The organism is Collinsella sp. AF38-3AC, from assembly GCF_003474365.1.
Lineage (GTDB): Bacteria > Actinomycetota > Coriobacteriia > Coriobacteriales > Coriobacteriaceae > Collinsella.
In genome coordinates this window covers 2,877-23,021 of record NZ_QROM01000020.1, presented here as the reverse complement: position 1 = coordinate 23,021, position 20,145 = coordinate 2,877, and the positions used below count along the sequence as shown (strand labels likewise).

Sequence of the window (20,145 nt, the reverse complement as noted above, 5' to 3'; positions counted from 1 at the left end):
ACCATGCTGCTCCCGGGACGGCACCGACCGCGAACTCTCCCCGTTGGCGTCGCGCATTGCGCGCGGCCCTGCAAGGAGGTCATCATGGGTGCTCCCAAGACCGGTAACGTAAGGAACGTGGTGCTCGTAGGCCAAGGTGGGGTGGGCAAGACTTCACTCGCCGAGGCCATGCTCCACCTTTCCGGCAAGACCGCCCGCCTGGGCGGCCACGACGGCACCAAGCCCACGCTCGACTATGACCCCGAAGAGGTCAAGCGTGCATTTTCCATCTCGACGACCATTGCGCCGATCGACTGGAAGGGTGCGCGCATCAACGTGCTCGATGCCCCGTGCTATCCCGATTTTATCGGCGACGCCTATGCCGCGATGAGCGTCTGCGAGACGGCTCTGTTTGTTGTCGACGCCGAGGCCGGCCCGCAGCCTACGACGGTTAAGCTCTGGTATGCCGCCGAGGACCTGCGTCTGGCGCGTGCGGTGTTCGTAAACCGTCTGTCGCGTTCCGAGGCCAGCTTTGCGACCACGATGGACCTGCTGCAGGAGCGCTTTGGTACGCGTCTGGGCGCCGTGACCCTTCCCTGGGGCGAGGGCGAGGACTTTGACGGCATCATCGACCTGGTGCGCATGAAGGCGCGCCATTGCAACGGCGCTGAAGCCGTTGAGTCGGAGATCCCCGAGGAGTATCGTACCCAGGCCGAACAGGCCCACGACCACCTGTGCGAACTCGTTGCCGAGGCCGACGATGAGCTGATGATGAAATACCTGGAAGGCGAGGAGACGCTGACGCAGGAAGAGCTTGAGGGCTTGTTGTCCAAGGCGATCGCCGAGCGCATCTTTGTGCCGGTCTTTGCGGGCGATTGCATTAAGGAGCAGGGCGTCAACTCGCTGATGGACGATATTGCCACGTACTTCCCGGCGCCGACGGACTACGGCGAGATGCCGCTTATCGATGGCGATTCGCTCAAGATCTCGAGCGACGATGACCGCCCGGTGGCGTTTGTGTTTAAGACCCTGGCCGATCCGCAGCAGGGTCGCATCAGCTTTATCAAGGTGCTGACGGGTACGCTTGAGCCGGGCCTTGAGCTGGTCAATGCGCGCACGCGCAAGGGCGAGCGTCTGGCTCACCTGTATGTGATGTGCGGCCGCGACATGACCGAGGTCGGGCACGCGTATGCCGGCGATATCATCGTGGCGCCCAAGCTGGCTGCCGAGACGGGCGATACACTCTCGATTACCGGTAAGGTCGAGGCTGCGGCGTTTAAGTTCCCCAACTCGCAGTACCGTATCGCCATCGAAGCCGAGAACCGCGGCGACGAAGAGAAGCTCTACACGTTTATCGAGAAGGCTTGCAAGGCCGATCCGACCATGAGCATCGACCGCGACGAGGAGACCGGCCAGACCATTATCTCCGCCGTGGGTGAGGCGCAGGTTTCGGTCCTGCTCAATCGTCTGGAGGACCGCACCAAGGTCGCTGCCAAGAGCGTGCCGATCCGTATCCCGTATCGCGAGACCATCCGCCGCACGGCAAGTGCCCAGGGTCGTCATAAGAAGCAGACTGGTGGTGCCGGTCAGTATGGTGACTGCTGGCTGCGTGTGGAGCCGATGATTACCGCCGACGGTACGAGCGACGGTTATGAGTTTGTGGACGAGGTCGTGGGCGGCCGCATTCCGCGCTCGCTGATCCCTGCCGTGGATAAGGGTGTTCAGGAGACTATGAAGGACGGCATCATCGCCGGCTACCCGCTCACGGGCATTCGCGTGGCTGTGTACGACGGCTCGTATCACAGCGTCGACTCCAACGAGATGGCGTTCCGCGCGGCGGCCCGCATCGGCCTGCGCAAGGCGTGCGCCGATGCCGACCCGGTGGTGCTGGAGCCCATCGAGGAAATCACGGTGACGATCCCCGAGAGCTACGCCGGCGCCGTGATGGGCGACATCTCGGCCTCGCGTGGTCGCGTGACGGGCATGGAGACCGATGAGCGCGGAGACACCGTGGTCATCGCCCAGGCGCCGCTGGCCGAGCTGACGGATTACTCGACGCGCCTGCGCTCTATCACGCGCGGCACGGGCGACTTTACCATGAAGCCCGCGGGCTATGAGCAGGTGCCTTATGACGTTCAGGCCAAGCTGGTCGAGCGCTATGAGGAGGGCCGCGCCAAGTAGCGTGTGACGTTGCCTGTAACATACGTGCCGATGCAAGGGCCGCTCTGGGTGATCCGGAGCGGCCCTTTTTGATCCCCGGTGGGGTTGCAAATCGGTTCTTGTCGTGGCTCGGGGCTAATCCCCCGAGGCCTGGTTGCGGCCGGTGGCGTAGTCGATCTGCACATGCGGCTGCAGGTTGTAGCAGTACACGTGGAAGCACAGTGTCTTGCCGTGGTCCTCGACCGACTGCGCCTCGAGGCGGACACCGCGGCAGACGAGTTCCTCTTCGTTGTACATGGGCGTGACGCGGTAGAGCACGTGGTTGCCCGTGTCGCGGATATAGCCGAGGATCTGCTCTTCGAAGGGCAACATGCCCGTCTCGTTGAGATAGCGCGTGCCGGTCAGGAGATTTTTGCGGTTGGCGTTTTCGCCGCAGAGCGACCAAGCGATAAGGTGGCAACGGTTATAGAGGCTCTGGCTCGGAATAAAGTCGTAGCGCTGCTGGTGCCATCCGGCGGGGTGGATACGCGAGATATCGCCGCGCTTGCCCTGACCGAGCGATTCGGGTCCTATGCAGGCGAGTGCTTTGCGGGTACGGCCCAGGCTGTCGAGCTTTGAGAACCTCTTAAAGCATCCTTCTTCGGTGGCCCGTTCGTATTCATCGAGCGTGAACGACGGTGTGCCGAGCGGATGCGTGCCGTCGGCGCGAAGGGTAACGTAGGGGTTGCCGGCGTAGTCGGGGATGCTGCTGAGATATACGCCGCGGGCGCGGTCGAGATCGGGGTTTTCGACCTCGTCGATGGGGGTGGCGTTCGAAGAGACATCGTCAACGGTGCCGGTCGTGGTGGATTCGGAGCCATCGCCGGTGCTTTGGCCGCCTTCGGAATCCGTGGAGCTTGCCGTTCCCGATTCGAGGCGGGCGACCAAGTCTTCCTCGTCGTCAGTGCGGCTGGGGCTCTCGCTTTGCTTCTCGGCCAGAGCTGACGCCTGCTCATCGCTTTGCGGCGAGAGCAGCTTGGGCGCCCCGTCGAGTGATCCCGTGAACAGCGCAAATCCCAGCACCACGGCGGTGCCGATGGAAAGTACTTGCTTGTAGGCGGACTTGCGCGACATGGGGGCTCCTGGTTAGTCGGTTGCGAATCTACCAGTCTAGCAGGAGCCGCCGCAGGTCGTTTCCCCAGATAAAACCTACCAAAATAAACCTGTCCCTTTTTGGCAGGTTATTGATTCATGTAACGAAAGCCAAATATGATATATACATTATATACAAGCTGTAAAGCGCGGTAGAGTTACGGTAACGAAGGCCGTGCAAGCCGATGAAGGGACCGATATGATCAAGGCTGTCATTTTTGACATGGACGGAACGCTGGTCGATACCGAGCGTTTGGACATGAGGGCATGGAAGGTGGGCGCTGCCGAGCTGGGGATTGCGATTGATGATGCGCTGGTCCATCAGTTTATCGGTCGCTCGATGCCCGATGTCAGGGACATCCTTGAGGAGCATTACGGCAGCCGCGAAATCGTCGAGACGGTCGAAGCCCGCTACAGGGATGCTCTCGACGAGATGGTCAAGACCGATCTGGAGCTTAGGGCCGGTGCCGCCGAGTGCCTGGACGAGCTGCTGGCTGCGGGCTATCACGTGAGCCTCGCGACGTCGTCGCGCCGCGTTGCGGCCGAGCGCAACCTAAAGACGGTCGGCCTCTTTGACAAGTTTGAAACGGTGACCTGCAACGAGGATACCCTGAACGGCAAGCCCGATCCCGAGATCTACCTGCTCGCCTGCGAGCGCGCGGGCTTTGCTCCCGAGGAGTGCGCCGTGGTCGAGGACTCACGCAACGGCTGCGTCTCTGGCATCGCGGCCGGCTGCCATGTCTTTGCCGTTCCCGACATCGTGCCGCTGCCGCAGGACGTGGTAGATGACTGCGAGGCCGTGCTCAGTACGCTGTTCGATCTGACGGCGGCGGTCAGGGCCGTGCGCTAAAGGTATGCGCCGAGGCTGATGACGGTGGCTTCGGCGTGGCCCCGCTTGCGTTTTCCCAGATAAAACCTGCCAAAATAAACCTGTCCTCTTTTGGCGGGTTGGCGGGGCAATGCCCGCCGCAACTTAGGGCACGGTTGGGATGTGTGCGCTTTAAAGAGCGGCGCCCATGGTTAGAGAGATTACGCTCGTCTCTCTAAATGTCTCTCTAACGGGAAGCTCGGTTAGAGAGATGACCTTAGGCTATCTAGCAGTGAATTCGATGCATCTCTCTAAATTTCTCTCTAAAAGAAGGTGCTCATCTCTCTAAAGTTAGAGAGATATACTAAGCTTTAGAGAGATAAATCTATTGTTTTAGAGAGACGGAATGCCAATGCTGTTGGATGAACCTCTGGGCCTTATCGTTGAGCGCCTTCGCAGGCGGGGGACCGATGACGCATCGGTAGAAGTTAAAGCCTGCACGAATAAATTGAGTGCAGACGTATGGGAGACAGTGAGTGCTTTTGCGAACACTGCGGGCGGGCTCATTATTTTGGGCCTGAACGAAGCCGAAGGATTTGTTCCTTCTGCCAACTTTGCTATCGACAGGGTACGCGACCAGTTTGTTTCGGGTATCGGAGACGGAGGCTCAGCGGCGGTGGTGACCCATGCGCCACGGTATGAGCTTGATCGAGGCGAGGTCGACGGGCTCCAGGTACTTCTGGTGCGCATCTTTGAACTTGAGCTCAAAGCGAAGCCATGCTATATCGGCGCGCGCGGCGTGCAGAACGGTAGCTACAAGCGCGTGGATGATAAAGATATCAAGATGTCGCCCGCTGAGCTATATGAGCTACAGAGTGCGTTGCTTCCGAGCGATGCAGACGGTACGGTGGTTTCGGAGGCAACAGTCGAGGATTTGGATCCAGATGTCGTGCGGTCCATTATCGCAAATCGCCGGCTGCAGACCCCGCGCGTTTTGCGCGGGGCCGATACGCTGGAAAAGCAGCTGGCCAGACTCAATATCACTACAAAGGATGGAGCTGTGAAGCTCGCGGGGCTGCTGTCGGCGGGAATCTACCCCCAGCAGTTCTATCCTAAGCTGATGATCGATGTCGCCGTTCATTCCGATGTGGAAAAATCTGCTCCTGGGCAACCCCGGTTTATTGACCGCCAGTTGTGCGATGGCCCGATTCCGGCTTGCATCGAAGATGCCCTCGCTGCGATCGGACGAAACTTGCGCAAAGCGGCGATAGTGCGAGACGCTGGTAGAAGGGAAGATTGGGAAGTACCCCAGGAGGTTTTGCGCGAGGCCTTGGCGAATGCCTGTATCCATCGAGAGTATTCGCCCATGTTTGTGGGGCAGGCCGTGAGCGTCGATATCTACCCAGACAGAATAGAAATCAAAAACCCCGGCGGGCTTTGGGGCGGAAAGACGTTGGACAATCTTGCGGACGGGGAATCGCGCTGTCGAAACCCAAAGCTCATGAGTCTGATGGGGGCGACGCCGTTAGAGCATGCTGAGGGGGCTGTTGCGGAAAGTCAGGGATCTGGCATCCCGGCTATGATTCGCGAGATGGAGTCTCGTTCGCTTGGCAGGCCGAAATTTATCGTTAAGGCCGATTCGTTTACGGTGCTGCTTTCCCGGCACGGGGCGGAGCTTGCTGAAAACCGCATGTGGATTCAGGGCCATGTGGACACCGAACTAACGCATCGCGAGGAAACATTGCTCATGTTTATGCGGGAGCATGGGTGCGTACGCGATGTTCAAAAAATACGAGAGGCTTTGAAGTGGGATTCGGATGACATTCGCCTGATCTGCGGGGACCTTGTCGATAAACATGTCCTGTCAAAATGTGGCAAAGACACGTTTGAAATTATCGATATGAGCAGAGAATCGTCAGCTTCGACGGCGGATAGGATCCTGGAGGCTCTCAGCGCCGGAATGGATATGACGGCGCGAGAAATAGCGGTTGCATCGGGGGTCAAGATTTCGTCCGTCCGTTACCATCTGCCAAAAATGGCGGATAAAGGACTCATTGAAGTAATGGGTTCATCGACGAGCCGCAACCGCCGCTATCGGAAGAGGTAGATGTGGCTGAGTCGCCTCTCTAGTGTCTCTCAAAGATAGATGGATGCTAGAGAGGCGGTTGCCCTGCGATATTTTCCCAGATAAAACCTGCCAAAATAAACCTGTCCCTTTTTGGTGGGTTACTGGTTCATGTTGCCGTGGATGTAGGGGGTAACCTCGGGGGAGATATGGCCGCAGCCCAGCTCGCGCAGCGCAGATTCGATGGCGGCGGGAAGCGGGGCCTTGCCCTCGTCGTTGACCGCGGTACTGCCGAGGGCGGCGATCTTGGCGACGTCTGCCGGCGCGGCCTCGATATGCATGCAGCCGCCGACGAGGCGTGCGCGGACCTGGTCCAGGCCAAGGTCGTGCAGGTAGTCCTCACAGGTGCGGATTACATCGACCTTCTCGCGCGTGAGCTCCTCGCCCGTGGGGACGCGCGTGGCCAGGCAGGCTCCTGCCGGCAGGTTCCAGACGGGGTATCCCCAGGCGCGCAGCAACTCGCGCTCTTCGTCCTTGGTAAAGCCGACCTCCATGAGAGGGGAGCGTACGCCGAGCTCCTGGGCGGCGCGCATGCCGGGGCGGTAGTCGCCGCGGTCGCTTGCGTTGCTGCCGTCGATGACGGTGGGAAAACCCAGCGACCTGGCGTGGTTGACGATGGCGGTAAAGCCGGTGCGCTTGCAGTGGTAGCAGCGATTAGCATCGTTGCAGGCTACTTGGGGGAGCTGTAACTGATCGACCGAAAGATTGAGCACGGGGAGCTTAAAATGCGGCCCCTCATTGGCCTGCCCGTCAACCGCCCGCTCAAACGAAGCCTGCTCGGGCGTGCCGATGAGCGGCGTGGTGAGGTGAACGAGAAGCGTGTCGGCAGGCATGATGCGGGCGCATACGGCGGCCAAAAAGCTGCTGTCAACGCCGCCGGAAAAGCCGATGGTGACGCGTCCATATGCCAAAAGCAGCTGCTCGAGCGCTGCGAGTTTGTCCTGAAGCCCCTCTGCAGGTGCGGTGGTGTCTGAAAGCATGAATCGATCCTTGCCGTTGAGTACTCGGTCGAAAACTATAATCCTACCGAGCCGCTTGTCATAAGACTTCTATCTATGTAACGAAAGCGCAATATGCTATATACGTTATATACAAGTTTGTAAAGTGCGGTAGAGTGGCAGTAATGCAATCCGGTGAGGGGACCGATATGATCAATGCCGTTATTTTTGACATGGACGGAACGCTGGTCGATACCGAGCGTTTGGGTATCAAGGCGTGGAAGGCGGGCGCGGCCGAGCTGGGATTCGCGATTGATGATGCGCTGATCCATCAGTTTATCGGTCGTACGCTGCCCGACGTCATGGGCATCCTTGAGGAGCATTACGACAGCTGCGAAACCGCTGAGGCAATCTATCGTCGCCATAAGGAGATTCGCGACGAGATGGTCAAGACCGACCTGGAGCTTAAGGCCGGCGCCGCCGAGTGCCTCGACGAGCTGCTGGCTGCGGGCTATCACGTGGGCCTCGCGACGTCGTCGCGCCACGTTACCGCCGAGCGCAACCTTAAGATGGTCGGTCTCTTTGACAAGTTTGAAACGGTGACCTGCGGCGATGACGTCGCGCACGGCAAGCCCGATCCCGAGATGTACCTGCTCGCCTGCGAGCGCGCGGGCTTTGCTCCCGAGGAGTGCGCCGTGGTCGAGGACTCACGCAACGGCTGCGTCTCGGGCATCACGGCCGGCTGCCACGTCTTTGCCGTCCCCGATATCGTGCCGCTGCCGCAGGACGTGGTGGATGGCTGCGAGGCCGTGCTCGACACGTTGTTCGATCTGACGGCGGCGGTCAAGGCCGTGTGTTAGCGTTTGTACGTGAGTCGCCATGTCCCGCGCCCGATCCCGCGGGACGGTGGCGGCAACGGCGCCTGCGTGGAGGCGCTGACGCAGCCAGCCCCTCTTATCACGCCAAGATTGCTGTTTTGGCTGATAAGAGGGGCATTGTGCTTTAAGCGACTGGGGCTGCGGCCTTGGTAAGGAGCTGGCGGAGGGTTATGACGCTACAAGTTACTCAAGGAGCCAGTCGATCACGTTGCGCTTGCGGACTCCTTCGTAGTTCGCGTCCGCAAACAGCGTGTCGAGCGTAAGAAGCGTCTTGGGGTAGTTGTCTCGGACTTTCTTAAAGGGGGCCAACTCTCGATTGAGGGTGGTTTCGTCGAGCGTTGTGGCTGAAACCTGAAAATAGGCTGTCTCGTCTGAGTTTAGGGCAACAAAATCGATTTCCCCGCCGTCGATATCGCCCACGTAGACGTCGTATCCACGGCGTAGGAGCTCGAGATAAACAACATTTTCGAGGATATGACCGATATCGCTGCTTTGGGTTTTGACGAGAGCACCTCTAAGTCCAAGGTCAACGGCGTAGTATTTGCCGTTTGTTGAAAGAAGCTGCCGACCGCGCACGTTATAGCGCGGAGCAAAGTACAGCACAAGGCTGTCCGTTAAGCCTTTGAGGTATTTGGCTACGGTTTTCTGGTCGGTTTTGTTGCCGTTGGACGAGAGCGTGTCGGAGATTTTTTTAATCGAGATCCGGTTTCCAATGCTATGGAGTAGGAACTTGGTGATATCGCGCAGGGTCGGGACGTCCGAGACCTTCAGGCGTTCGATAACGTCGCGTATGACGATGGTATCGTAGAGGCTCATAAGATAATCGCGCGCCTGGGGTCCCTGAATACCCGTCTCGGCGATAAAGGGAAAAGAGCCCCTGGTTATGTACTCGTCAAACAACTGCGCGGGAGCCTTTCCGTCATTGGTTTTTGCCGAGCAAAACTCTTTAAAGGATAGGGGCAGCATCTTGAGCTCTACGTAGCGGCCGGAGAGTAAAGTTGCCAGCTCGCTCGAGAGCAGATAAGCGTTGGAACCGGTTATGTAGAGGTCGACATTGTCCTTGATAAAAAGACTGTCGACGGCTTTTTCGAAATGCTCGACGTGCTGTATCTCGTCCAGAAAAACGTAGTTCATCTTATCGGGGACGAGTCTGGCGGAAATGTAGTCGTAGAGTGCTCTATACGACGTAAGCGACTCGAACTCCAGGTCTTCAAAGTTGAGGGATATAACCTGGTCGCCTGTGATTCCATGATCGCGCAGGTAGCTACGGTAGATTTCGAATAGCTTTGATTTGCCGGACCTTCGCACGCCCGAAACGACCTTGATGACGTGCGAGTCTTTCCACGAAATGAGCCAGTCGAGGTACCGTTTGCGATCAATCAGATTCATGAAACCCCTTTCTTGGCGAGAAAAAACTGGAGCAAAATCAATACTTATAGGAAATATCTAAAAATATGGAATTGAGTCTATTTTAACAAAAAAGCTAATGAAAAATGGATTACATTCCATAAATATCCGTAGCCGCAGGTCCGGCTAAATGGGGAAGGCCCGTGGGGCCAGCAAAAACGCCGCAGCGGGGCTGTTCCCGTTGCGGCGTTTTTGTTACAGGTAGGCGCCCAGGTTGATGTCGGTTATTGGGGCCGCGGATGGGCCCGTCGGGTGCTGCTCGGCCTTTTGGGTGCTCATACGTTCGAGCAAGAAGGGGCGCACGAGCTCCTGACGGTTAATGTCCTCGGTGGCCGTGACCGTGGTGACGGTGCGCGCGGCGGAGCCGATGCGGACTCGTTTGGTCTTGGCGGCAGGTTTATCCTCGATTTGTTCCATGAGCAGCTGCACGCCCTTGCGGCCAATTTCGTAGCCCGGCGGCGCCACGGTGGTAAGGGGAACAGACCCGCTCCATGCAAGGGGGTTGCCGTCGCAGCCGGCCACACGGACCTGCTCGGGGACGAAGATGCCTTTGTCGGTCAGCGCCGAGATAACGCCCGAGGCCAATACGTCGGTCAAGCCGATGACAAAATCGGGGCGCTCGTCAGCAGGGCGTTCGGCAATCTGGGTACCGATGCTGTAGCCGTCGGCTGCGGTATTCCACTCTCCGGCATCGATGACCTCAATTTTGATATCGGGATGCAGGGCAAGTGCTTTGTGGATGCCAAGGACGCGCAGGGTGAGCTGCATAAATGCCGCTCTGCCCACAACGGTGATATGGCGTGCGTCGCGGGCGATGGCGAGCTCGGCGATAATGCGCCCCTGTGCCTCGTTGTCGGCGGCCACGTAGTAACCGGGTTCTGAACAATGGACGTCCAGATGGACGATGGGGACGGGAATCTTGGTCATGGCGGGGTGCCAATCGGGGGACGCCATGGGCTGAACCATGACGCCGGACATCTGCGTGCCCATAAAATAGCGCAGGTAATGGTCCTCGAGAATGTCGTCGTTATCGGCGTTGGCGATGAGCAGGTCGTAACCGTGTTTGCGCGCCTCGTTATGGGCGCCGCTGGCAATTTGGAGCGAGAAGCCGTGGTCGAGGCGGGGGAGAACCAAGCCAAAGGACTTGGTGGTGCCGCCTGCGAGCTGGCGGGCGCTTTGGTTGGGCAGGTAGCCCAGGCGATTGATGGTCTCGTTGATGAGTTTGAGGGTCTCGGGGCGCAGCTTTTCGGGGTGGTTGAGCGCGTTGGATACCGTGCCCAGCGAGACCCCCGCTTCGCGCGCGACGTCGCTGATTTTCACCTTTGCCATAGCGGCCCCTTTGATGCGTTTCAAGTACAAGGCAGATTGTAGCATCGCCCGCCCCTAGGGTGTCAAAACCTGCCAATTAGGGACAGGTTAATTTTGGCAGGTTTTATCTGGGCAAACGCCGTTGCCAGCGCGACCACCACAAAGGTGCCTGTCCCCATTGTGGTGGTTTGGACCGGCTGGGCATGTGTGCATCGGGTGGTATCTAAGTTGAGATACCACTTCTGGTATATCAGCTTGCGCTTGCGTGAGTACAATACTCGAACGTTATACGTCTCAGCGCCCCCTGCGCGTGGACGTCTTGCAGTCACGCGAACGAAGGGATTTATCCTATGTGCGGAATTGTCGGCTACACCGGCTCTGATATTGCAAAGAACATCCTGGTCACGGGCCTCAAGCGCATGGAATATCGCGGCTATGACTCCTCGGGCGTTGCGCTCGAGGTGGGCGAGGGCGCCGCGGCTCACCTCGACGTCATCCGCCGCGTGGGCAAGGTCGCGGGCCTGGAGAGCGAGCTTTCCAATATCGACAGCGACGCTACCTGCGGCATCGGCCATACCCGCTGGGCTACCCACGGCAAGCCCTCCGTCGTTAACGCCCATCCCCACACCAGCTGCGACGGTCGTATCGCCATCGTCCACAACGGCATCATCGAGAACTTCGCTGAGCTGCGCGAAGAGCTGGAGGGCCGCGGCCACCACTTTAAGAGCGAGACCGATACCGAGGTCTTTGCGCATCTGATCGAAGAGGCCTATGCCGAGACGCACGACCTGATGGCCTCCGTGCGCGAGGCTTGCACCCACGTGGTCGGTGCCTATGGTCTGGCCGCAGTGTGCGCTGACGAGCCCGGCGTGATCGCCGTAGCCCGCAAGGATTCCCCGATTGTGGTCGGCGCAGGCGAGACCGGCGCCTATGTCGCCTCCGACGTCATTGCACTCATCGACGCCACCCGCGATGTCGTGGTGCTCGAGGACGGTCAGTTTGCCAAGCTCACGCCCGCAGGCGTCGAATACACCGACGAGGCCGGCAATGTTATCGAGCCCAAGGTCACTCACATCGACTGGGATCTGGACATGGCCGAAAAGGGCGGTTATCCCGACTTCATGCTCAAGGAAATCCACGAGCAGCCGCGCGTCGTGCGCGACACGCTGGTCGGTCGTATGACGCCAGCCGGCGAGCTCGACATCGACGAGCTGGGCCTTTCGCTCGAGGAGCTCAACGACATCGACCGCGTCTACGTGATCGCTTGCGGCACCAGCTATCACGCTGGCCTCATTGCTAAGAATCTCATTGAGGGCTGGGCTCGTATTCCTACCGAGGTCGAGGCGGCAAGCGAGTTCCGCTACCGCAACCCCATCATCACGCCGACGACGCTTGTTGTGGCCGTGTCCCAGTCGGGCGAGACGGCCGATACCCTTGCCGCCATTCGCGACGCGCGCATCAAGGGTGCCAAGGTCTTCGGCATCACCAATGTGGTGGGCAGCCCGGTGGCGCGCGAGAGCGACGGCGTCATCTATACCAAGGCCAACAAGGAGATCGCGGTCGCCTCGACCAAGAGCTTTATCGGCCAGGTTGTGAGCCTGACGCTGCTGGCGCTGCTGCTGGCGCAGGTCAAGTACCGCCTGACCACCAAGCAGGCGCGCATGCTGTTCCGCGAGCTTTCCGATACGGCCGAGCAGATCCAGTGGATTTTGGATACCCAAACCGAGACCGTTCATGAGGCCGCCCTGCTGTGCAAGGGCGCGCAATCGGCGCTGTTCGTGGGCCGCGGCATGGGCGCCGCCATTTCCTACGAGGGCGCGCTCAAGCTCAAAGAGGTCAGCTACCTGCACGCCGAGGCCTACGCCGCCGGTGAGATGAAGCACGGCCCCATCGCCCTGATCGACCCGGGCTTCCCTGTCATCGCCGTGGCCACCAAGAGCGCCACCTACGACAAGACCGTGTCGAACCTTATGGAGTGCAAGGCGCGGGGTGCCAAGGTCATCGTCGTTGCTACCGAGGGCGACGAGGAGATCAACAAGATCGCCGATTGCATCATCCGCGTGCCGGCAGTCCGCGACGTGTTCAGCCCCATCACGGCGAGCGTCCCGCTGCAGCTGCTCGCCCGCGAGGTCGCCATCCTGCGCGGATGCGACGTCGACCAACCCCGAAACCTGGCGAAAAGCGTTACTGTCGAGTAGCGGATGTTCCGGCGTTCCAACAGCCAAGGCCCGGCTCCGCGTCATCAGACGGAGCCGGGCCTTTTTGTACGGAGAAACCACCACAAAGGTGCCTGTCCCCTTTGTGGTGGTTTTGGCAGGTTAGCGGAGCTTGCTGGTCTCGAAGTACTCGGGATACTGGTCCAGAATCTCGGTCTGGTTGCGGAACATCATGTGCAGGTGCTTGCTCACCAAAAAGCGCGCCTCGATGGGGTCGCGTCCGGCAATAGCGCGGCGGATTTGCTTGTGCTCGTTAACAATCTCCTGCTTGTCGAGCGTCTGCGTGGCGGCGCGCAGCCAGCGGAAGCGCTCTAGGTCGGCATTGGTCTCCTCGAGCCACGACCACACGGTGCTGCGGCATGCGATGCTAAAGATCATGCGATGCATGAGATTGTCGCTCAAAAAAAAGCCGATGCGATCCTCTTCGGCCATCGCCTTTTCCTGCAGCACGATGGCGCGGTCGAGCTGCTCGATGCCCACCGAGGTGGCACGCGCGCAGCACTCCACGATCACCTGCTTTTCCAGGTGCTCGCGAATGTAGCAGGCACTCTCGGCAAGGGTAAGGTTGATGGGCGAGACATAGGTGCCGCTTTGGGGCACGGTGCGCACCAAGCCCTCTTGCGCCAGACGCACCAACGCTTCGCGCACAGGGGTGCGCCCCATATCCAGGTCGTCGCAAAGCTGTTTAACGCCCAGCTTTTCGCCCGGCTTGTAGTCCAGGTAGACGATTTTGCGTCGAATGGTGTGGTAGGACTGGTCCTGTAGGCTCGCTTCTTGCTCGCCGATGTGCATCGATTCTTCCATAGCGCCTCGCAACCGTTCATTCACACTCATATGTCAGTTGTTTATTATGCCGCGAGTCAGCCCTCCGCGGTGGGTAATTCAATCGCCGCCCGATAACTTTTGCGACATTTTTGCCTGCGTTTGCGCGGGATTGCGCTTAGCGTTGTCGTATCATAAGTCGTCGCAAACGTGAAATAGGAAGAAGGAATCCCATATGCAACTGGTAAATATCGTACGCGAGCGCTGGAAGGGCGTCTTGTTCTGCCTGATCATCGCCATTCCCGCAACGCTGCTCGGCAAGCAGATCGAGGTGGTTGGCGGGCCGGTATTTGCCATCCTCTTTGGCATGGTCCTGGCTCTCGTCTTTCCCAAGAATCGTCGCGAACCGCTCGCTGCTGGCGTCACCTATACATCCAAAAAGATCTTGCAGTACGCGGTTATCCTGCTTGGCTTTGGCATGAACCTCTCGCAGATTCTGTCCAAGGGCGCCCAGTCGCTGCCGATTATCGTGGCGACGATCTCGACCTCGCTTGTTGCCGCCTTCGTGCTCTGCCGCGTCATGAACGTGCCGAGCAAGATCGCGACGCTTGTGGGTGTGGGTTCGTCGATTTGCGGCGGTTCTGCCATCGCCGCGACCGCACCCGTCATCGATGCCGACGATCGCGAGATTGCCCAGGCTATTTCGGTCATCTTCCTGTTTAACGTTATCGCGGCGCTCGTGTTTCCGACGCTCGGCGGCATGCTCGGGCTGACCAACGAGGGCTTTGGAATGTTTGCCGGCACTGCCATCAACGACACCTCGTCGGTAACGGCTGCGGCGAGCGCCTGGGACAGCATGCATCCCGGTGCCAATGTGCTCGAGAGCGCCACGGTGGTCAAGCTCACCAGGACGCTGGCCATTATTCCCATTACGTTGGTCCTCGCATGCTGGCAGATGCATCTAGCGCGCAAGGCTGGCGGCGACGCCAAAAGCACGTTCTCGCTTAAACGCGCGTTTCCCATGTTTGTGCTGTTCTTCGTGCTGGCGAGCGTGATCACCACGGTGCTTCAGCTTCCCGCGTCCGTTACGGCACCTATCAAGGAGCTTTCGAAGTTCTTTATCGTGATGGCCATGGCGGCTATTGGTTTCAATACCGATATCGTTGAGCTGGTCAAAAAGGGCGGTAAGCCCATTGCGCTGGGCCTTTGCTGCTGGATTGGCATTGCGTGCATGAGCTTGGGAATGCAGTACGTGCTGGGAATCTGGTAGAGAAGTAGCCAGTTTGCGTGTTGGCTGCTGGTGAGCGCATGCCTGCGGTGGAGCGATAGGAGCTCTTGCGGGTATGGCTTGTCCGCAGGTTGATAGGTCCCGAAGAGCTCTTATCGCCCCGCCAGGATGGCGATGCGGGGCAACACCTATACTCGCAGGACGGCGCTTTCTGCCCTATAGTGTTCGGTGAGCAATATCGTTCAATTTTGAAACACTCGGTCGTGCGACCGTCGGCGGCTGCACGTCGCCGCGGACAGGGGCAAATCATGGATAGCGATTCCAAGCTGAACATCTTGACCGAGGCCCTGGCTGCTGCCGGGGCCTCGGCGTTGGCAATCGATGGGCATGGACACGTGGCGATTTCGACCATGGACGATGTCGCGCTCGAGCAAGATGTCGCGGCATTTGTCGCCGAGCGCCTGAGGCGCGTGGGCAATGGCACACGCCTGGTGATGGGGCATGCGGGAGGGCGCTTGAGCCTCACGGTGCGTCCGGTCGCCAAGGAATGCGGCGCGCTTTGGGTGGTCGTGGTCCGCGAGGTGCACGGTGTGGCGGCGCATGCGGGTATTGAGTGGCTTAACGCAGATGAGGTCGAGGCGCGCTACGAGGCAAGCGCGTACGGCATTGTCGAGGGTGCCGCCGCGGTCGCTGGTCCCGTCTGCGAAAGCTATGCCCGCGGCGTGCCCCTCATGTTGGAGGGCGAGCTGGGTGCTGGCCAGTCAGAGATTGCAAAACGCCTCTATCTGGATGGGCCTTATGCTGACGAACCATTTGTGTCCGTGGCACTTGACGAGCTCACAGATCGCGGCTGGCGCCATCTGCTCAAAAGCTCGGAATCGCCGCTGTTCCAGGCAGGGCTGACCCTTTGTATTGACGGTTGGCATGCACTTTCGCCGCATCGTCTGCGCGAGCTTGTCTCTACGATGACCGACACGGCGCTGGCCGCGCGTTGCCATGTGGTTCTGACGGCAAACGATATGCCGGGCGGTGGTGAAAGCGATCAGGCCGCTTTTGTAACCGAGCGCTTGGCGTGCGCAGTAAGTGTGGCGCCTGCGATTGCCGAGCAGGGTGGCGCATCGAAAAAGGTTGCGCAGTATTTGTCATATCTGTCAGATGTCTTTGGAACTGCCGCTCCGGGTATGTCCGAGGAGGCTGCCTCGACGCTCAACGGCTATCGCTGGCCGCGCAACTATCTGCAGCTTCGCGAGGTCTCGGAACGACTCTATATATTAGTAGGGTCGGGTGCGGCGGAGCGCGCGGTGGCGGAGGAGGTGCTCGCCCAGGAGGACGTCATCAAAACCGCAACCTTTGGCGCTCCGACGCTCGACAGCGACCTGTATATCCTGCGTCCACTGGCCGATATCGAACGCGACATCGCGCGGCTGGTCGTAGCCCATCTTCAGGGCAACCGAACCCGCGCTGCCGAGGTGCTGGGAATAAGCCGCACGACCCTGTGGCGCTTGCTGAAGGACGACGACCGCTGAGCGAGGTGCCCGTGACCGCGTGCGGTGCGTGTGCTACAGTCCAAAGCAGTAATGTTTCGATTGTGTTACGGCGTGCGGGGGCGTATGGCGGAGACTTCAAAACCAAACCGGAATAGACGGGGCGCGGCTCCAGTTAACCGCCGCACGACGTCCCGGACGTGGGGCAAGCACGCGTCGGGGTTCGACGGTTCGTTCAAGCGCACCAATTACGGCTATCCTTCGGCAAGCGCTCGCTTGGCCATGCAGGCCGAGTCATCGCTGCGGGGGCGCAAGCGCGTGGTGGGCTCTAAGCTCAAGCACGACGGAACGCTGGGCTATATCAGCCGCGGTGCGGCTCGCCGCAGTGGCCTCAATCCTGCAGGCTGGCATCGTTACGTGCCGATTGCAGTTGTTGTTGCGGTGATTGTGATCGCACTTGCCGCACTCGGCTACGCTGGCGGCGGCGTCGACCTGAGTGCGATGTTCAAGCCTGCTGAGCTCGCGCATGCCGGCACGGAGCTTGTCGAGGGCGCTCAGACCCAGACGGGCGTGGCGCCTCAGCGCGGTATTGTTGCCGCTGCCGCAACGATCGCCGATGCCCAAAAGGGCGAGGATACGGACAGCGAGGTTAGCGAAACCAGTGCAAACGGTGCGGGTTCGCAGGTCACGCCCGTAACATAAGGCCAATAAGTCACAGAAACATCACACCAAGTCGCTGTTTGGGGCCAATGAGTGAGCAAAAAAGCAGCAATGTTGTTTCATATAGAACTCATTAGTCACAATTTGTAAAAAAAGCTATACTACTATGCACTTAAAAGTCCACAAGCTGCAAGTTGAGGAGTACCTAACATGAAGAAGAGATTCATGGCAGCACTGAGCGTTCTCGCTCTTGCCCTGGCTCTGCCCGTGGCTGCTTTCGCCGCCCCGAGCCCTGCCAACACCACCGCCACCGGCGCCAACAACGTGACCGCCAGCGTTAACAACGCTAACGTCAAGGTTGTTTCCACCACCAAGAACGCCGAGGGCACCCCTGCCGGCGCCAACGTGGTCGCTTCCTTTGAGATTACCGAGTCCGAGGCCGGCACCGTTTCCGAGTCCAACCCGCTGACCGTCACCTTCACCCTTGGCAAGGCTTACGCCAACGCTAAGGTTACCGTCTATGTCCAGCACAACGACGGCACTACGGAGCAGCTGAACCTGACCGCCGACAACAACGGTAACGTTGTCTTTAAGGTCACCAAGCTCTCCATCTACACCATCGTGGCCGAGAAGACCGCTGCTGGCGCTGCTACCACCGACAACGGTGCTAAGTCCCCGGCTACCGGTGTGAACACCACCGCTGTTGCCGCTGTGGCTGCTGTTGCCGCTGCTGGCGCTGCCTGTGCTTTCGTTGCTCTTCGCAAGAACAACTAGCACACACACGGTTTCAACCGTAAGATTTGAGGACCCGTACTTGTGCGGGTCCTTTTTTTGGCCGATTTACAGGGTAAGGGAGCACCATGGCACAGCAGCCGCAGGGCAAGCATATGGAAGTTAAGCATATGGACGACTCGGACAAAAAGCGTCGTGCCACGATACTCAAGGGCGTTTTCGTAGTGTTGTTGCTGGTCGCAGTCGGCTGCGGCGGCTACGTGCTCTATATGAATCATCTAGAGCAGCAGCGCGCCGAGGAGATGAGTGCAACAGGCAAGCCCGCCACGAAGGTCGAATCAAAGGGCAAGGAGCCGCCGGACAACCCCATCGACTTCGCTCCGCTCATTCAAGAGAATGCCGATATCTATGCGTGGCTCTACATTCCGGGTGCGGATATCAACACACCCTTGCTGCAGAGCACAACGGACGACCTGTTTTACCTGGACCACGACAAGGACGGCAAGTACGACCCGTATGGCACAGCATTTAGCCAGATGGCAAACGCGCGCGACTTTAGCGATCCCGTCACGGTGATCTACGGCCATGTGAACGGCGGCGTGTTCCACAACTTGCATAACTTTGAGGACGCGGACTTCTTTAACGAGAGCGGCGAGTTCTATATCTACACGCCGGGCCATATTCTGACGTACAAGATTGTCTCGGCCTATCAATATGACGACCGCCACATTCTCAATTCGTTTAACTTTGCCGACCCTGCCGTGCGCCAGGACTACTTTAATTCGGTCTGTAATCCGGACGCATTGCTCAAAAATGTACGTGACGGCGTGACACTTGATGCAGATAGTAAGATTGTGCAGTTGAGCACCTGCATGCTCGATAGCTCGCAGGGCAACTCGCGCTATATTGTGAGCGGTGTGTTAACAAGCGACCAGGAGACAAAATAGTCATGAACCCCCGTGGCAAGCACTTTATCGATGCGGTGGATCCCGACGAAAATCAAGTAAACAATCCCGAGCAGCAGGTTCAGGATGCGGCGGAGCCTGTCGAGCCTCAATGGGAGACCAAAGGCACTCCGACGCCTCAACCTGACGAAAAATCCCAGAGCAAGGCCGAGGATCCGTCCGACGCATTGGCAAAGACCGATGAAGCTGCGGCGCAGCCTGTTGATGAGGCAGAGTGGCCTTCGCTTGATGAGGCGGGACCTCAGCGTCGTCGACGCTCCAAAGAGTCGATTAAGCGCATCAAGCGCCGCCGCCGTATCCGCACGCTGCTGATCGTGCTGCTCGTGATTGGTGCGGTTGCTGCTGCCGGCTGGGGCTTTGTGAATCACAGCGTGAACCAAGGCAAAAAGAAGATTGAGGAAAAGACCGAAAAGGTCATTAAGGCCAAGGGCGACACCATTACCTATAACGGCAAGAAGTATGCGCTCAACAAGCATATGGCCACGGTGGCGTTTATCGGCTTTGATGGCCGCAATAACGATGACGGCACCCAGAAGGGCCAGTCCGATACCGTGATGGTCGTAGCGCTTAATACCGACACGGGCGAGGCTCGCGGCATTATCATCCCGCGCGACAGCATGGTTGCCGTAGATACGTATTCCAATGGTTCGTTTGCCGGCCAGGTGACCGAGCAGCTGTGTTTGCAGTTCGCCTATGGCACCGATGGCGATAACTCATCGGCACTGACGGCCGCCGCTGCCTCGCGCGTGCTCGATAACATTCCGGTCGACTATTACTACACGCTCAATATCGAGGGCGTGGCTCCCATTAATGACTCCATCGGCGGCGTGACGCTGGTGCCTACGCAGACTGTGCCGGGCACGTCGGTTGTCGAGGGCCAGGAGACCACGCTATTTGGTACAACGGCGGAAAAGTACGTGCAGTGGCGCGACACGACGAATCTGACGTCTTCGCTAGATCGTACAGCGCGCCAGGTGAGCTACGTGCAGGCGTTTGCATCGAAGGTGCTCAGCAGTGCCAAGAGCAACCCCGCCATGCTCATCAGCCTGTATCAGGCCATGGGCGACTATACGTGGACCAATTTGGGTCTCGATGAGTTCAGCTATCTGGCGACCACGATGCTCGAGCACGGCCTGACTTCGTTTGATGTCGTGACGCTGCAGGGCACCATGCATCAGGGCGACACCTTCGCCGAGTTCTACCTGGACCAGGACAACGTAAAGCAAACGGTCGTTGATATGTTCTATCATCCTGTTAATTAGCTGCCCAGGTGCCGGATGCCAACAGCGGCTCACTCGATGTCAGGCACCAACAGACACTATGACCCAATCCAGGGGCACGGAAACGACAGGAGCCCCCGCTCG

The 20,145-nt window shown here is 59.0% G+C and carries 16 protein-coding genes; 11 read left to right on the top strand and 5 right to left on the bottom strand.

What is annotated here, in order from left to right:
• Nucleotides 1-84: 84 nt before the first annotated feature.
• Entirely contained in the window at nt 85-2,160 is a 2,076-nt protein-coding gene (locus tag DW029_RS09790) for a translation factor GTPase family protein (protein ID WP_117734845.1), read from the top strand.
• Between the two features lie 114 nt (nt 2,161-2,274).
• On the opposite strand, the gene DW029_RS09785 is transcribed toward DW029_RS09790, so the two are convergent.
• A complete protein-coding gene (locus tag DW029_RS09785; protein ID WP_117734846.1) occupies nt 2,275-3,252 on the bottom strand; it encodes a DNA/RNA non-specific endonuclease in 978 nt (325 codons plus the stop codon).
• 217 nt (nt 3,253-3,469) lie between these two features.
• Between DW029_RS09785 and DW029_RS09780 the strand changes: the two genes are divergently transcribed.
• The gene (locus tag DW029_RS09780) at nt 3,470-4,120 is read left to right on the top strand and encodes an HAD family phosphatase (RefSeq protein WP_118345971.1); all 651 of its coding nucleotides are present in this window, start codon (nt 3,470-3,472) and stop codon (nt 4,118-4,120) included.
• 370 nt (nt 4,121-4,490) lie between these two features.
• On the top strand, nt 4,491-6,185 hold the full coding sequence (locus DW029_RS09775) for an ATP-binding protein (protein WP_158572667.1): 1,695 nt from the start codon (nt 4,491-4,493) through the stop codon (nt 6,183-6,185).
• Between the two features lie 119 nt (nt 6,186-6,304).
• Here the strand turns inward: DW029_RS09775 and DW029_RS09770 are convergent, their stop codons facing one another.
• Nucleotides 6,305-7,183 (bottom strand): ATP-dependent sacrificial sulfur transferase LarE, encoded by an 879-nt coding sequence (locus DW029_RS09770; protein ID WP_118345969.1) that lies wholly within the window; start codon nt 7,181-7,183, stop codon nt 6,305-6,307.
• A 167-nt stretch (nt 7,184-7,350) separates the two neighbouring features.
• Between DW029_RS09770 and DW029_RS09765 the strand changes: the two genes are divergently transcribed.
• Complete coding sequence (locus DW029_RS09765; protein ID WP_158572666.1) at nt 7,351-8,001, top strand: HAD family phosphatase; 651 nt, start codon at nt 7,351-7,353, stop codon at nt 7,999-8,001.
• Nucleotides 8,002-8,202: 201 nt separating this feature from the next.
• Here the strand turns inward: DW029_RS09765 and DW029_RS09760 are convergent, their stop codons facing one another.
• Nucleotides 8,203-9,408, bottom strand: coding sequence for an ATP-binding protein (locus tag DW029_RS09760; protein ID WP_117743438.1), 1,206 nt, complete (start codon nt 9,406-9,408; stop codon nt 8,203-8,205).
• A 213-nt stretch (nt 9,409-9,621) separates the two neighbouring features.
• Complete coding sequence (locus DW029_RS09755) at nt 9,622-10,755, bottom strand: LacI family DNA-binding transcriptional regulator (RefSeq protein WP_233543856.1); 1,134 nt, start codon at nt 10,753-10,755, stop codon at nt 9,622-9,624.
• A 329-nt stretch (nt 10,756-11,084) separates the two neighbouring features.
• On the opposite strand from DW029_RS09755, the gene glmS reads away from it, so the two are divergent.
• Nucleotides 11,085-12,932, top strand: a complete 1,848-nt coding sequence (glmS, locus tag DW029_RS09750) for a glutamine--fructose-6-phosphate transaminase (isomerizing) (protein ID WP_117763820.1) — start codon at nt 11,085-11,087, stop codon at nt 12,930-12,932.
• 120 nt (nt 12,933-13,052) lie between these two features.
• Here the strand turns inward: glmS and DW029_RS09745 are convergent, their stop codons facing one another.
• Nucleotides 13,053-13,754, bottom strand: a complete 702-nt coding sequence (locus tag DW029_RS09745; RefSeq protein ID WP_233502147.1) for a GntR family transcriptional regulator — start codon at nt 13,752-13,754, stop codon at nt 13,053-13,055.
• Between the two features lie 193 nt (nt 13,755-13,947).
• Between DW029_RS09745 and DW029_RS09740 the strand changes: the two genes are divergently transcribed.
• The 6 genes from DW029_RS09740 (at nt 13,948) to DW029_RS09715 (ending at nt 20,043) form a co-directional block, all read left to right on the top strand.
• Nucleotides 13,948-14,982: a YeiH family protein gene (locus DW029_RS09740; protein ID WP_118345966.1), complete on the top strand. Its 1,035-nt coding sequence runs from the start codon at nt 13,948-13,950 to the stop codon at nt 14,980-14,982.
• Nucleotides 14,983-15,248: 266 nt separating this feature from the next.
• Nucleotides 15,249-16,466, top strand: a complete 1,218-nt coding sequence (locus DW029_RS09735) for a helix-turn-helix domain-containing protein (RefSeq protein ID WP_118345965.1) — start codon at nt 15,249-15,251, stop codon at nt 16,464-16,466.
• 84 nt (nt 16,467-16,550) lie between these two features.
• A complete protein-coding gene (locus DW029_RS09730; protein ID WP_147351920.1) occupies nt 16,551-17,126 on the top strand; it encodes a hypothetical protein in 576 nt (191 codons plus the stop codon).
• Between the two features lie 168 nt (nt 17,127-17,294).
• A complete protein-coding gene (locus DW029_RS09725; RefSeq protein WP_118345963.1) occupies nt 17,295-17,858 on the top strand; it encodes a hypothetical protein in 564 nt (187 codons plus the stop codon).
• An 86-nt stretch (nt 17,859-17,944) separates the two neighbouring features.
• A complete protein-coding gene (locus tag DW029_RS09720) occupies nt 17,945-18,763 on the top strand; it encodes a class B sortase (protein WP_233543855.1) in 819 nt (272 codons plus the stop codon).
• 2 nt (nt 18,764-18,765) lie between these two features.
• Nucleotides 18,766-20,043, top strand: coding sequence for an LCP family protein (locus DW029_RS09715; RefSeq protein WP_118345962.1), 1,278 nt, complete (start codon nt 18,766-18,768; stop codon nt 20,041-20,043).
• The last annotated feature ends 102 nt before the right edge of the window (nt 20,044-20,145 follow it).